Source organism: Kluyvera sp. CRP, from assembly GCF_019930565.1.
In the GTDB taxonomy this organism is placed as follows: domain Bacteria; phylum Pseudomonadota; class Gammaproteobacteria; order Enterobacterales; family Enterobacteriaceae; genus Kluyvera; species Kluyvera georgiana_A.
In genome coordinates, this window is sequence record NZ_CP082841.1 from 853,501 (window position 1) to 867,423 (window position 13,923).

The following is a 13,923-nucleotide window of genomic DNA, read 5'->3' on the forward strand; positions in this document are numbered from 1 at the left end:
CCGATCATCTCTTTCGAGAGACGTTCGGCTTCAGGTCTTTTTTTGCTCTGCTGGCATGGACCCGACATGAACCCTGTACAGACGGCACTGGATATCATCGCCCTGGTGGGCGGCACAACAAGGCTGCCGAAAAAGCGGGCTCGCTCACGTTTATTCACCCCGTTGAAGGGCAAATTATTCCCCTGAAAAAGTTAACGACGATGTTTTCTCTCGCAAAATCATCTCCTTCACAGGGGCCTGCGAGCGGGACGGTGACCCACATGTTTGCGATGGTGGTAACCTACGGCGAACGCTTCACACTGTCGCAGAACGGCCACGACGAAAAACATTCCAACCCGCAGATTATTATGACGCTTAAGGAGTCCGTGTAATGGCAAAATCTCTCTCGTTTCCGCAGGGGTTTTTATGGGGCGGCGCGATCGCCGCAAATCAGGCCGAAGGGGCATGGAACGTGGCGGGTAAAGGGCCATCGGTCGCCGATGCCATCTCCTGGAAACCCAACCTGTCGTTGAAGGACTATGCCGGCCACGCCGCGCTGACGGATGAAAACGTACAGGATGCGCAATTGGGCCGAAACGATGCGTTGTATCCGAAACGTCGCGGCATTGATTTTTATCATCACTATAAGGAGGATATCGCGCTGTTCGCCGAAATGGGCTTTAAGGTTCTGCGCGTCTCCATCGCCTGGTCGCGCATCTTCCCCACCGGCGAAGACGCCGAGCCGAACGAGGCGGGGCTGCAATTTTATGAAGACCTGTTCCGTGAGCTGCGCCGCCATCACATCGAGCCGCTGGTTACGCTTTCGCACTATGAAATGCCGCTGGCGCTCAGTGAAAAGTATAACGGTTGGGTGCACCGAAACGTCGTGGATGCCTTCGTACGTTTCAGCAAGGTGTGCTTCGAGCGCTATAAAGATCTGGTGCGCTACTGGCTGACGTTTAACGAAATCGACAGTATTCATCGCCACCCGTTTACTACCGCCGGGATCCGCGAAGAGAAAAGCGCGCCGGGCAAGGCAAAACAAGATATCTACCAGGCGCTACATCACCAGTTTGTCGCGTCCGCGCTGGTCACCCGCGACTGCCATGCGATTATCCCCGGTAGCCAGGTCGGCTGCATGCTGACCAAGCTCACCACCTATCCGCACAGCTGCCGCCCGGAGGATGTCGAGGCGACGCTGAAGAAGAATCTCGAAAATTACTTCTATGCCGACGTACAGGTGTTTGGCGAATATCCGCCGCTGATCCTGCGCGATCTTGAACGTCGCGGCATTGAGATTGTCATGCATGATGAAGATCGCCACATTTTAAAACAGCATACCGTCGATTTCGTCTCTTTTAGCTACTACATGTCGATGACCGAATCAACGCAGCCCGATGCTGAACGTATTCCCGGCAACACCGTGCTGGGCGTGAAAAATCCCTACCTGCCCGCCTCGGAATGGGGCTGGCAGATTGACCCCCTTGGCCTGAAAATTTCGCTGCTTGAGCTGTATGACCGCTACCAGAAGCCGCTATTTATCGTTGAAAATGGCCTGGGCGCGAAAGACGTGGTGGTGGACGGTAAAATTCACGATGATTACCGTATCGACTATTTCCGCGCCCACTTTGAGCAAACGTTGGCCGCCATTCATGAAGGGGTGGAGGTGATGGGATTCACCACCTGGGGTTGTATCGATATCATCAGCGCTGGCACGTCGCAGATGTCAAAACGTTACGGTTTTATCTATGTTGATCAGGACGACGAAGGCAACGGATCTCTCCAGCGTCTGCGCAAAGACTCTTTCTGGTGGTATCAGAGAGTGATTGCCAGCAATGGCGCTGACATGAGCTAAGCGACCTGCCGGTTGATGGACGGGCAGGCATAACGCCTGCCCTCCGTGACTTACGCCTGACGCAGATTCTGCGCTGCTTTGACCATGTTAGCCAGCGCCGCCCTCGTTTCCGGCCAGCCGCGGGTTTTCAGGCCGCAGTCCGGGTTCACCCACAGACGCTCAGCGGGAATACGCTGCTCGGCTTTCTTCAGCAGGGCTTCAATCCACTCCACGCTCGGGACGTTCGGCGAGTGAATGTCGTAGACGCCCGGCCCGATTTCGTTCGGATAGTCGAACTCTTCAAACGATTCCAGCAGTTCCATATCAGAGCGAGAGGTCTCAATGGTGATCACGTCCGCGTCCAGCGCGGCAATGGAGTCCATGATGTCATTGAACTCGCAATAACACATGTGGGTGTGGATCTGGGTTTCATCCTTCGCCACCGCCGCGTTAATGCGGAAGGCTTCCACGCCCCACGCCAGATACGCCGCCCAATCACTGCGACGTAGCGGCAGACCTTCGCGCAGCGCCGGTTCGTCAATCTGAATAATACCGATGCCCGCAGCTTCCAGATCCGCCACTTCATCACGCAGCGCCAGCGCAATCTGCTTCGCGATGGTTTCACGCGTCACGTCTTCGCGCGGGAAGGACCAGCAAAGAATGGTCACCGGACCGGTCAGCATGCCTTTTACCGGTTTGTCGGTCAGCGACTGCGCGTACTTCGCCCACTCAACGGTGATCGCTTCCGGGCGGCTGACATCGCCAATCACCACCGGCGGCTTCACGCAGCGAGAGCCGTAGCTCTGCACCCAACCGTTTTGGGTAAAGACGAAACCGTCCAGGTGTTCGCCAAAATATTCCACCATGTCGTTACGCTCGGCTTCACCGTGCACCAGCACATCGAGCCCCAGACGTTCCTGTTCAACGATCGCTTGTTTGATATGCTCCGCAATACCGGTGCGATAGTGCGCAGCATCAAGATTGCCTTTTTTGAAGTCCAGACGCAGGCCGCGAATTTCGGTGGTTTGCGGAAATGAGCCGATAGTCGTGGTCGGCCATGCCGGCAGATTAAAACGGGTACGCTGTGCTTCAGCACGAACCGGGTAAGCGTTGGCGCGCTGGCTGTCCTGGGCGGTGATCGCCGCCAGACGTTTTTCCACTGCGGCGTTGTGTACGCGGGTAGAGTGACGACGCGCCTGGATCGGTGCGCTCCATTCCACAATTGCCGCCGTATCGCCGCTGTTCAACGCATCGCGCAGCAGCGCCAGCTCGCCACATTTTTGCAGCGCGAAGGCAAACCAGCTCTTCACTTCTGCATCAAGGCGGGTTTCCACGCTGAGATCGATTGGGCTGTGCAGCAGAGAGCAGGAGGAAGCCACCCACAGGTCACGTTTGCCGACGATATCTTTAATTTGCGCATATTTTTCGCTGAGATCGGCACGCCAGACGTTGCGACCGTTTACCAGACCCGCTGACAGCAGCCAGTCGGCAGGCAGACGTTTATGCAGCTCGGCGACATCATCTTTGCCGTGCACGAAGTCAACGTGCAGCCCCTGCACCGGCAGCGCGGTAATGGTATCCAGGTTTGGCGTTACACCTTCGAAGTAGGTGGTCAATAGCAGCTTCACCTGGCCTTGCAGGGCGTCATAAGCCGGTTTAAAAGCATCCAGCCACGCTTGCGGCAGCTCCAGTACCAGCGCAGGTTCATCAATCTGCACCCACTCAATACCGCGTTTCGCCAACTCAGCCAGCACCTGCTGGTAAACCGGCAGAATATCGTTCAACAGGCTCAGGCGGTCAAACTGTTCGCCCTTCACTTTCCCCAGCCACAGATAAGTTACCGGTCCCAACAGCACAGGCTTCACCTTGTGACCGAGCGCCAGCGCTTCGTCCACTTCATCCAGCAGTTGGGTCCAGGTCAGTTTGAACTGCTGACCTTTGGTGAACTCCGGCACCATGTAGTGATAGTTGGTGTTAAACCATTTGGTCATTTCTGCCGCCGCCGCGGGTTCACCCGTTGGTGCGCGGCCACGGCCAATGCGGAATAAGGTGTCGATATCGACAGAGCCATCTTTATTTTGATGACGAGCCGGAACGTTGCCGAGCAGCAGGCTGGTGGTCAGGACGTGATCATACCAGGCGAAATCGCCCACCGGCAGCAGGTCAACGCCCGCCTGCTTCTGCTGATCCCAGTGGCGGGCACGCAGCTCGCGGCCTACAGCCAGCAGTTCTTCACGGGAGGCGTTACCCGCCCAGTAGCTTTCTTGCGCTTTTTTTAGCTCGCGACGCAGGCCAACGCGAGGAAAACCGAGGGTGTGGTTCAGGATAGTCATCATATGCCTCTCATGGATTTTTTGTGTTTTAGCCGTCCAGATGTTTACACATCCATAATGTGAATGTACTGTATAATCCTCAAGCGCAAATTGTTCATGCCGAAGTGAAGGACTTTCATGATTGAAATTAAACATCTGAAAACGCTCCAGGCGTTGCGGAGCTGCGGGTCGCTCGCAGCAGCAGCGGCGACGTTGCATCAGACGCAATCCGCCCTCTCCCACCAGTTCAGCGATCTGGAGCAGCGCCTCGGCTTTCGACTTTTTGTCCGCAAGAGCCAGCCACTACGGTTTACGCCGCAGGGCGAGATTCTGCTGCAACTGGCCAATCAGGTGTTGCCACAAATTACCCAGGCGCTTCAGGCCTGTAACGAACCGCAGCAGGCAACGCTGCGCATCGCCATTGAGTGCCATAGCTGTATTCAATGGCTGACGCCCGCGCTGGAAAACTTCCATAAGCAGTGGCCACAGGTGGAGATGGACTTTAAGTCCGGCGTCACCTTCGACCCACAGCCGGCGCTACAACAAAGCGAACTGGATATCGTGCTGACCTCCGACATCCTGCCGCGTAGCGGTCTGCACTATTCACCGATGTTTGATTATGAAGTGCGCCTGATTCTGGCGCCGGATCACCCATTAGCGGCCAAAGCACGCATTACGCCAGAAGATTTGGCGGCAGAAACGCTGTTGATTTATCCGGTACAGCGTCAGCGTCTGGATATCTGGCGTCATTTCCTCCAGCCAGCAGGTATTAGCCCACAGCTGAAAAGCGTGGATAACACGTTACTGCTGATTCAGATGGTGGCCGCGCGGATGGGCATTGCCGCCCTGCCGCACTGGGTGGTGGAGAGTTTTGAGCGCCAGGGTCTGGTGGTGACCAAAACCCTGGGCGAAGGTCTATGGAGCCGACTGTACGCCGCCGTGCGCGATGGCGAGCAGCGTCAGCCGGTGATGGATGCGTTTATTCGTTCAGCGCGGAACCACGCTTGCGATCATCTGCCGTTTGTGAAGAACGCGGAGCGACCCAGTGCCGATGCACCCACAGCGAGGCCAGGATCACAGCCGCACCTGTGAGGAAGCTCGGCCAGTGAGGCTGTTGGTGCCAGATTGCCAGGTTAACCAGCAGCCCCGCAGGCACATGCATATTGTTCATAATACCTAAGGTGCCCGCATCCACCTGCGTGGCGCCGTAGTTCCACATAAAGTAACCAATCCCCGACGCAACGACGCCCAGGAATACCAGAATTCCCCACTGCGGCAGGGTTTGCGGCATTTTCTGCGCGTTGCCGAGCAGCATCCAGGCCACCGCCGCGACCAGAAACGCCCCGAGATAAAACCAGGCAAAGGCGTTATGCTGCGGCATCGGTCGGGTCTCCATCAGGCGTTTATAGCCCACCATACCGATGGCAAAGACGATGTTCGATAACTGCACCAGAATCAGACCGGTCCAGAAGTGGCTGGTGATGTGGTCGTAACGAATAATGCCCGCGCCGATCACCGCCAGCAGTGCGCTAAAAGCGTAGCTCCAGCGCAGACGGCGTCCACTCATCAGGTCATAAATCAGCGTGATATAGAGCGGCGTCAGCACGGTAAACAGCAGCAGCTCGGAGACCGTCAGATAGAGATAGGCATGGAAGCTCAGCATGTACATGATGCCCAGCTGCATCGCCCCCACCAGCATATATAGCCCGACGGTTTTCAGGCTATGTCCGCGCGTGCGCAGGAACGGCAGGAACACCAGCGCCGCCAGGCCCACGCGCACCAGCACCGCAAAATAGCTATCCACATGCCCGGCAAGGTATTCGCCGTAAAAGCTGAACGAAAAGGCCCACAGAATCGTGGTAATAATCAGGAGCGCCACAATGAATGTCCGATTGGAAAATGAACATGCATTGTAGCGGAGTTGGAGGTTGACAACTGACTACTAAATAGCCAGTCGTCAATTTTTATCGCAGGTACATATCGCGCAGGTAGTGCGGTACCGCATCATCGGCGTTTGACCCGATCACTTCGAGGTCCGGATGCAGATCCTTCAGACGCTGGTGCGCGCCGGCCATGATGCAGCCTTTACCCGCCATCGACAGCATTTCGGCATCATTCATGCCATCGCCAAAGGCGATACAGTCTTTCAGCGTATAGCCCATCGCCTTCGCCACCGCTTCCAGCGCGTGACCTTTCGACACGCCTCCCGCCATCACTTCCAGACAGGTCAGCGTCGAGAAGCTCACGTTTACGCGATCGCCCCAACGGGCGTTGATCGCCTGCTCCAGCGGCAGCAGCGTTTCGTGGTCGTTACAGGTGAAGAACACCTTGCTCACGCCTTCCGGTTCCAGCAGACCCGGTTCATACAGGGTGTAGTTGAATACCGCTTCTTTGAAGAAACGCATCTCTTCGGGGCGGTGGCGGTTCATAAACCATTCGTCATCACGATAGACATTAGTCACAATATCCGGGTTGGCATTGACGATGCCGAAGAGATCGGCCGCGATATCGCGATCGAGGTTGTGAGCGAAGACCTGCTTGCCGTCGGCATCGTGCACGCGCGCGCCGTTGGAGGTAATCATGTAGGATTTGATCCCCAGATTATCGCGAATCTGGCCGACGTCAATGTAGTGACGGCCAGTGGCGAACACGAAGTTCAGGCCACGCTCGGTCAGTAGCTTCAAGGTCTCTTTAGCGTACGGCGTTAAGTGGTGGTCAGGAGAGAGTAAGGTGCCATCTAAATCAGATGCGACTACCTGGTACATATTCGAATTTAACCTCTAAAAAGTGCGGCGCTGGCGCCGAATTAAGGGTGTCGACCAAAAAAATCGACGATGGCATTGAGTGCTACTGAGCGCATAGCGTCCTTTTCAAAAAGGATCTCATGATAGGCGCCTTCGATGACCAGCGGTTTACCGCCCTCACAAGGGTGGCCCGCCTCCGCGCGAAGGGCGCAGTAACGATCGTGCATGCGGTTATCCACCACGCGTTCTTCTTCTGCCTGAATCAGCAGCACAGGAAACGCGTCGTTTGCGGCGTCGGCAAGGATCTGTTCTCCTGCCAGAATGCCTTCTCTGACCCAGTGGTACGTCGGCCCGCCCACACGCAGCCGGGGTTCATCGGCGTAAAAACGCACGTTGCGACGATAACGTTCGCGGCTATGGGTCAATACGTTAAGGCTAAACGGCAGCGCGTGCCATCGGCCTGTTCCCATTGCATACCCTTCACGAAGACGCTGATGGCCCTCAGCCCAATCGAGAAGCGGCCGCACAACCCATTCTGGCAGACGCATGATAATACCGAACATCGGCGCACAAAGCGCGAGAGCATCACAGCCCTGCGGATTGCGCTGTAAAAACTGCGTCGCAATCGCCCCTCCCATGGAATGGGCGAGAATAAACCGCTGACGCCAACGCCCCTGCACAATCTCTTGCTGCCAGAAGGCGGCAAGATCGTCGACGTAGTCGCTGAATTTCGCCACGTGGCCACGATGGGTGTCGGACAACATACGCCCGGAACGCCCCTGGCCGCGGTGGTCGATAATCAGGACATCAAAACCGCTGTGGAAAAGATCGTATGCCAGTTCAGCATACTTCACGTAGCTTTCAATTCGCCCCGGGCAAACCACGATAACCCGGTCATGCGCGGGCAGGCTGAAACGTACGAATCGTACCGGAACGCGATCGACGCCGACAAACTCCGCCTCTTCCCGTCCACGCCAGAAGTCCATCAACGGGCCGGTGGTAAACGCAGCAAACGCGTTTTCTCTTGTATTCCAATCCTTTTGCTGTTGAAACATCGGGCTTCCACCCCTGTTAACCGCTGAAAATTGTTTTTTCGTGACGTCTCACACAACGTCTGGACAATAGCGTATTGTGGCATAAAAACAGACAATCAGGGAGTTTCTCATGACCTTCGAATGGTGGTTCGCCTACCTGCTAACATCCATAATTCTTAGCCTCTCACCGGGCTCAGGGGCGATCAATACGATGACCACCTCCATCAACCACGGCTACCGTGGCGCAGCGGCATCAATTGCCGGGTTGCAGGCCGGGTTGGCTATCCATATCGTGTTGGTAGGTATCGGTCTGGGCACCCTGTTCTCCCGCTCGGTGCTGGCCTTTGAAGTACTGAAATGGGCGGGCGCGGCATATCTTATCTGGCTGGGTATCCAGCAGTGGCGCGCGGCAGGCTCTATTGACCTGAAAACGCTGGCCAAAACGCAATCGCGCGGCAAGCTGTTCCAGCGCGCGGTGTTCGTTAACCTGACCAACCCAAAAAGCATTGTGTTCCTGGCTGCGCTGTTCCCCCAGTTTATCGTGCCGCACCAGCCGCAGGTGATGCAGTACCTCGTCCTTGGGGTCACCACCATCGTGGTCGACATCATTGTGATGATTGGCTACGCCACGCTGGCGCAGCGCATTTCAGCATGGATTAAAGGGCCGAAACAAATGAAGGCGCTGAATAAGGTGTTCGGTTCGCTGTTTATGCTGGTTGGCGCGCTGCTGGCTTCGGCAAGACATGCGTGAAAGCCGCTCGCAGTTTTTTGTCATCAACGTTGCCAGCCGACAAATTGGCACGAGGCCGCACGCATAGCCGAAAACGGTTTTAGATCTCCGCTATTGGCGCGGACGCGTCAGTGCCAGAATGCCGCCAGACCTTCTCATTCAAGGATGACGAACGATGGCGGAAGCTGCCTCACCGCATGATGCGGTCTTCAAAACGTTTCTTTCCCGCGTGGAAACCGCGCGGGATTTTATCGAAATTCACCTACCGCCAGCGCTGATAAAACTGTGCAAACTGGAGACGCTGCGCTTAGAGTCAGGAAGTTTTATTGAAGACGACCTGCGTCCTTACTTCAACGATATTCTCTATTCCCTGCAAACCACAACCGGGCGCGGCTATATCCATGTTCTTATCGAGCACCAGAGCTCGCCGGACAAACATATGGCTTTTCGCTTGCTACGCTACGCCGTAGCGGCGATGCAGCAGCATCTCAATGCAGGTCATAAGAAACTACCGTTGGTCATCCCTATTCTGTTCTATCACGGCAAGCGCAGCCCCTATCCCTGGACGCTGAACTGGCTGGATGAATTTCACGATCCGAATGCGGCACGCCAGCTTTACAGCCATGCTTTTCCACTCGTCGATATCACCACCATTCCTGACGAAGAAATTATGCAACATCGCAGTATGGCCGCGCTTACGCTAGTCCAAAAGCATATCCGTCTCCGGGACATGGCGCAGCTGGAGGATAAACTCGCCAGTTTGTTCGTATCAGGACTGTTGAGCGGACAACAAATAATCGTCCTGGTAAACTACATGGTGCGGGCGGGGCAAGCTCGAAACGTTCAGAAACTATTGTATGGGCTGGCACAGCGCGTGCCGGAGCATGGAGATAAATTCATGACCATGGCAGAAGAGTTGAAGATGATTGGACGAAAGGAAGGAAAACACAGCGCAATGCAGGATGTAGCAAAAGCCATGCTGGCGCGAGGGTTTGAACATCGTGTAATCATGGAAATCACCGGCCTTTCAGTGGATGAGCTACAGCAGCTCAAGCGCTGAAATAACGCAGCCCACCCGGAAACACGTCGTCGAGTGGGCCAACATGGTTAGCGCGAAATAATCAAATGAATGCCAAACCCGGCAAACAATGTCCCTGCCACGCCGTCAATCCACTTCGCCGCGCGCTGATAGCCGCGACGCATCGCCGGCAGCGCAAACAGGCTGGCAACCACGGTGAACCACGCCAGCGTTTCCAGGATAATTAACAGGAAAATGCCCCAGCGAGCCCCGGCACCGACGCTGTCGCCGACGAACAGTGAGAACACCGAGCCAAAGTAGATAATCGCTTTCGGATTCGCCAGGTTGGTCAGCAGCCCCTTCATAAAGCTGCGTCCACCCTGCGCCAGTTCAACCTGCGGTTCGGATTCCGTCGATGCTTTCTCTTTCTTCAACGCCCCGCGCAGCATCTGGTAGCCCATCCAGCACAGATACAGGCCGCCCCCGACCATGATAATGGTATGCAGCCACGCCATCTTCTCGATAATTAAATGCAGGCCAAGCAGCGCCACGCCCGCCCAGACCATAACGCCGCAGGTAATCCCCAGCACGCCCATCATCGCCTCTTTACGCGAGCGGCTGACAGCAGTCTGCGAGACAAAAAAGAAGTCTGGACCCGGGCTCATCAACGCAATGATGTGCACCAGCGCCACGGTAAGAAATAGCGTTATCATGATAGACCTACCAACGGGACGATAAATTCGCGGAAAATAGTACAGTGAGTGACTATCCTGACACTTTTTCCGTCAACTGACTACTCTTCATCGTCACCATCAACGTGAGCGCGAATCAGCGCCAGGAACTCGCGGCCAAAACGCTCAAGCTTACGCGTTCCCACGCCGTTGACGCTGAGCATATCGCTCGGCGAAACCGGCATCTGCTCGGCCATTTCAATCAAGGTCGCATCGTTAAAGACAACGTACGGTGGGATATTTTCTTCATCGGCAATGGCTTTACGCAGCTTGCGCAGCTTGGCGAACAGTTGCTTGTCATAGTTGCCGACCGCCGCTTTCTGCATCACGCGCGGCTTCAGCGCCACAATACGCGGCACGGCAAGCTGCAGCGGCGCTTCACCGCGCAGCACCGGGCGCGCGGCATCCGTGAGCTGGAGAGCTGAGTGTTGGGCGATATTTTGCGTGACAAAGCCTAAGTGGATCAGCTGGCGAATGACGCTAACCCAATGCTCATGGCTTTTATCACGCCCCATCCCGTAGACCTTCAGCTTATCGTGGCCGAACTCGCGGATACGCTGACTGTTCGCGCCGCGAATCACCTCCACCACGTAGCCCATGCCAAAGCGCTGGTTCACCCGGCCAATGGTCGACAGCGCAATCTGCGCATCCTGCACGCCGTCGTACTGCTTTGGCGGGTCGAGGCAGATATCGCAGTTGCCGCACGGCTCCTGACGTCCTTCGCCGAAGTAATTCAGCAGCACCAGGCGACGGCAGGTTTGCGCTTCGGCAAAGGCCCCCATCGCATTAAGCTTATGCCGCTCGATATCCTGCAGCATGCCTTCTGGCTTTTCTTCCAGACAGCGGCGCAGCCATGCCATATCCGCCGGATCGTAAAACAGCATCGCCTCCGCAGGCAGGCCATCACGCCCGGCGCGGCCAGTCTCCTGATAGTAGGATTCGATGTTGCGAGGAATATCAAAGTGCACCACAAAGCGCACGTTAGGCTTGTTGATGCCCATACCAAACGCGACGGTCGCGACCACGATTTGCAGGTCATCGCGCTGGAATTTCTCCTGCACGTCAGCGCGCACGTCATTGTCCAGCCCGGCATGATAGGCTCCGGCGCTAATTCCCCGGCTTTGCAGACGCGCGGCGGTGTCCTCCACCTTCGAGCGGCTATTACAGTAGATAATGCCGGATTTACCGCGCTGCTCCTGCACATAGCGCATCAGCTGGTCGAGCGGCTTAAACTTCTCCATCAGCATGTAGCGAATGTTAGGCCGGTCGAAGCTACTGATTTGAATCAGGGGATCGTTAAGCCCCAGCAGGCGCACGATATCGCTGCGGGTGGTGTCGTCGGCGGTGGCAGTCAGCGCCATAAATGGCAGCGCCGGGAAGCGCTGGCGTAGGTGTCCCAGGGCGGCGTATTCCGGACGGAAGTCGTGTCCCCACTGCGAAATACAGTGCGCTTCATCGACCGCCAGCATCACCGGGTTCCAGTGTGCCAGATGCTCAAGGAAGTTATCCAGCATCAGGCGTTCGGGGGCGATATAGAGCAGGCGAATCTGCCCGATGCGGCAGCCGGCCATCACCTCTTGCTGCTGTTCACGGGTCTGCGTGGAGTTAATGCACGCCGCCGCCACGCCGTTTGCCAGCAGCTGATCGACCTGGTCTTTCATCAGCGAGATCAGCGGTGAAACCACCACCGTCAGGCCATCCATTACCAGCGCAGGAATCTGATAACAAAGGGATTTGCCGCCGCCAGTCGGCATCACGACCAGGCAGTCGCGTCCGCTAAGCACGGTATCGATGATGGTCTCCTGGCCCGGGCGGAATTGCTGATAGCCAAAGGTCTCCTGCAAAACCTGTTTAGCCAGCGATTCCTGATTAATAACTTCCGCCTGTGCCACGTTGACCCCATTTACCTGAAAATAAAAACAGGCGCTATTTTCAGCGCCTGCGTGCCAAACTGCAATGTTTTAGACGAAATCCTTCGGTCATGCTCGCAACAAACCGTCGGATACCCTGTTAAAACAGGTCGTTAAGCATCACACCCACCCCAACGCGGGTTTGGTTGAAGTTGTAATCAATAAGCGATTCACCGTAGCCGCTGTAGACCTGAGTATAGACGCGCACATGTTTACTGATGGGGTAGCTGACGCCCAGCTCCGCGCCGCCGTAGCCGGTGTTCCAGTTGTACTGGCCTTGCGCGCTCAGCACCGCATCACCCAGCTGATAACCAATTTTCAGCCGGTAGTATCCCATATATTTGGTGATGTCCGGATTATCGTCGGTTTCGCCGATCACATACCAGGGTTTGACTTCCACCAGCCAGTTGCCGTTTTGCGCCATCAGTCGCGTATACAGGCGATTCCAACTGCGCGAAGTCGGGTCGGATCGACCATTCGAATCATGGTTAAAACCGAACTCTACATCGCGCAACGTCCAGCCGGCAAAGCGATAGTCGGTGGCAAAGCCGAGGAACATCTGCGGCTCGTAGTTAGTTTCGCGGAACGGCGCAGATTCGCCGCTGTTAGAAAGCTGCCACCAGGAGCGCTGCGTGTAGGACGCCGCCAGCACCGAGTTATCTCCCAGGATGCCGCGCCACAGCGGGAAAGCCAAGCTCAGCTGAAACTTCACCTCGTCCTTACGCGCGTTCTCAGCCCAGTCGTAGGAGCGAATCGCCTCTTTATTGAGGTCGCTGGTCCAGGTATACAGCAGGTAGTTGCTTTCATAAGGGTAGAGCGTGAACGGATTGTCATGCTCCTGCAGCAGGTTGGCAATAATACTGCCACGCACCGCCGGCACATCATGTACTTCCTTAATCGTCGCTTCCTGCGCCAGCGCCGAGGCAGGCAGCAGCAACGCCAGTAACCCACTCCTTGAGAATCGCATCAGTCACTTTCCCCTGAGATATATAAAAACAATGAATAACAAAATGACATTCATTCTACCTTTTTACGTTGTTCTTGCTCATCAAACCTTTCCGAAAGTAGAAATCAACATTCATTCGGCATAAAATCAACATTTTATTAACAAGCAAAAGTAAGGTCATTATGTCTGCCGAACTCACCGCCGCCGACGCGCTCAAGCTGGTTGGGGAAATCTTTGTCTACCATATGCCGTTTAACCGCGCGCTGAATCTGGAGCTGGAAGTCTACGAAAAAGCCTTTGCGCAGCTGAGCTTTAACAATCAACCGATGATGGTAGGAAACTGGGCGCAAAGCATTCTGCACGGTGGTGTGATCGCCTCAGCGCTGGACGTGGCCGCCGGGCTGGTGTGCGTAGGCAGCACGTTGACGCGCCACGACACCATTAATGAAGACGAGCTGCGCCAGAGGCTGTCGAAAATGGGCACCATCGATCTGCGCGTCGACTATCTGCGTCCAGGTCGCGGCACACGCTTTACCGCCAGCAGTACGCTGCTGCGCGCCGGGAACAAGGTTGCTGTGGCGCGCGTTGAGCTACATAACGAAGAGAAAACGCATATTGCCAGCGCGACGGCGACTTATATGGTGGGATAACCGCCAGAATCGCGTAACATTACATGACTTTTTCG

12 protein-coding genes are annotated in these 13,923 nt (G+C 55.9%); 5 read left to right on the forward strand and 7 right to left on the reverse strand.

The genetic code is table 11. The annotated features are described in order from the left end of the window. Positions 1 to 370 precede the first annotated feature (370 nt). On the forward strand, positions 371 to 1,834 hold the full coding sequence (locus tag K7B04_RS03895; protein ID WP_163448185.1) for a family 1 glycosylhydrolase: 1,464 nt from the start codon (positions 371 to 373) through the stop codon (positions 1,832 to 1,834). Between the two features lie 50 nt (positions 1,835 to 1,884). Here the strand turns inward: K7B04_RS03895 and metE are convergent, their stop codons facing one another. Next, positions 1,885 to 4,146, reverse strand: a complete 2,262-nt coding sequence (metE, locus tag K7B04_RS03900) for a 5-methyltetrahydropteroyltriglutamate--homocysteine S-methyltransferase (RefSeq protein WP_223804120.1) — start codon at positions 4,144 to 4,146, stop codon at positions 1,885 to 1,887. A gap of 117 nt (positions 4,147 to 4,263) precedes the next feature. Between metE and metR the strand changes: the two genes are divergently transcribed. Beyond that, a complete protein-coding gene (gene metR / locus K7B04_RS03905; RefSeq protein WP_163448184.1) occupies positions 4,264 to 5,217 on the forward strand; it encodes an HTH-type transcriptional regulator MetR in 954 nt (317 codons plus the stop codon). Here metR and K7B04_RS03910 read toward each other — a convergent pair. The 3 genes from K7B04_RS03910 to pldB form a co-directional block, all read right to left on the reverse strand. Then, positions 5,105 to 6,004, reverse strand: coding sequence for a carboxylate/amino acid/amine transporter (locus tag K7B04_RS03910; protein WP_163448183.1), 900 nt, complete (start codon positions 6,002 to 6,004; stop codon positions 5,105 to 5,107). The two genes, metR and K7B04_RS03910, sit on opposite strands and share 113 nt — an antisense overlap. A gap of 85 nt (positions 6,005 to 6,089) precedes the next feature. Continuing rightward, positions 6,090 to 6,890 (reverse strand): sugar/pyridoxal phosphate phosphatase YigL, encoded by an 801-nt coding sequence (gene yigL, locus K7B04_RS03915; RefSeq protein WP_163448182.1) that lies wholly within the window; start codon positions 6,888 to 6,890, stop codon positions 6,090 to 6,092. Positions 6,891 to 6,931: 41 nt separating this feature from the next. Then, positions 6,932 to 7,924 carry a lysophospholipase L2 gene (pldB, locus tag K7B04_RS03920; protein WP_167577155.1) on the reverse strand — a complete coding sequence of 331 codons (993 nt, stop codon included), beginning with the start codon at positions 7,922 to 7,924 and terminating at the stop codon, positions 6,932 to 6,934. Between the two features lie 109 nt (positions 7,925 to 8,033). On the opposite strand from pldB, the gene rhtB reads away from it, so the two are divergent. Together rhtB and K7B04_RS03930 are read left to right on the forward strand one after the other, a co-directional pair. Beyond that, complete coding sequence (gene rhtB / locus K7B04_RS03925) at positions 8,034 to 8,654, forward strand: homoserine/homoserine lactone efflux protein (protein ID WP_064546461.1); 621 nt, start codon at positions 8,034 to 8,036, stop codon at positions 8,652 to 8,654. Positions 8,655 to 8,808: 154 nt separating this feature from the next. Next, positions 8,809 to 9,693 (forward strand): Rpn family recombination-promoting nuclease/putative transposase, encoded by an 885-nt coding sequence (locus tag K7B04_RS03930; protein WP_223803521.1) that lies wholly within the window; start codon positions 8,809 to 8,811, stop codon positions 9,691 to 9,693. A gap of 47 nt (positions 9,694 to 9,740) precedes the next feature. On the opposite strand, the gene rhtC is transcribed toward K7B04_RS03930, so the two are convergent. The 3 genes from rhtC to pldA form a co-directional block, all read right to left on the reverse strand. Next, on the reverse strand, positions 9,741 to 10,364 hold the full coding sequence (gene rhtC, locus K7B04_RS03935) for a threonine export protein RhtC (RefSeq protein WP_065357470.1): 624 nt from the start codon (positions 10,362 to 10,364) through the stop codon (positions 9,741 to 9,743). 80 nt (positions 10,365 to 10,444) lie between these two features. After that, positions 10,445 to 12,274: an ATP-dependent DNA helicase RecQ gene (recQ, locus tag K7B04_RS03940; protein ID WP_223803522.1), complete on the reverse strand. Its 1,830-nt coding sequence runs from the start codon at positions 12,272 to 12,274 to the stop codon at positions 10,445 to 10,447. Positions 12,275 to 12,392: 118 nt separating this feature from the next. Next, positions 12,393 to 13,259 carry a phospholipase A gene (pldA, locus tag K7B04_RS03945; protein ID WP_163448177.1) on the reverse strand — a complete coding sequence of 289 codons (867 nt, stop codon included), beginning with the start codon at positions 13,257 to 13,259 and terminating at the stop codon, positions 12,393 to 12,395. A 161-nt stretch (positions 13,260 to 13,420) separates the two neighbouring features. Between pldA and yigI the strand changes: the two genes are divergently transcribed. Next, on the forward strand, positions 13,421 to 13,888 hold the full coding sequence (gene yigI, locus K7B04_RS03950; RefSeq protein ID WP_106929870.1) for an acyl-CoA thioesterase YigI: 468 nt from the start codon (positions 13,421 to 13,423) through the stop codon (positions 13,886 to 13,888). Positions 13,889 to 13,923: the final 35 nt, after the last annotated feature.

Coding starts and splice junctions, on each gene's coding strand:
- yigL (WP_163448182.1), bottom strand. CDS start 6,890: ATGTACCAGGTAGTCGCATCTGATTTAGATGGCACCTTACTCTCTCCT.
- K7B04_RS03930 (WP_223803521.1), top strand. CDS start 8,809: ATGGCGGAAGCTGCCTCACCGCATGATGCGGTCTTCAAAACGTTTCTT.
- metR (WP_163448184.1), top strand. CDS start 4,264: ATGATTGAAATTAAACATCTGAAAACGCTCCAGGCGTTGCGGAGCTGC.
- rhtB (WP_064546461.1), top strand. CDS start 8,034: ATGACCTTCGAATGGTGGTTCGCCTACCTGCTAACATCCATAATTCTT.
- metE (WP_223804120.1), bottom strand. CDS start 4,146: ATGACTATCCTGAACCACACCCTCGGTTTTCCTCGCGTTGGCCTGCGT.
- yigI (WP_106929870.1), top strand. CDS start 13,421: ATGTCTGCCGAACTCACCGCCGCCGACGCGCTCAAGCTGGTTGGGGAA.
- pldB (WP_167577155.1), bottom strand. CDS start 7,924: ATGTTTCAACAGCAAAAGGATTGGAATACAAGAGAAAACGCGTTTGCT.
- pldA (WP_163448177.1), bottom strand. CDS start 13,259: ATGCGATTCTCAAGGAGTGGGTTACTGGCGTTGCTGCTGCCTGCCTCG.
- rhtC (WP_065357470.1), bottom strand. CDS start 10,364: ATGATAACGCTATTTCTTACCGTGGCGCTGGTGCACATCATTGCGTTG.
- K7B04_RS03895 (WP_163448185.1), top strand. CDS start 371: ATGGCAAAATCTCTCTCGTTTCCGCAGGGGTTTTTATGGGGCGGCGCG.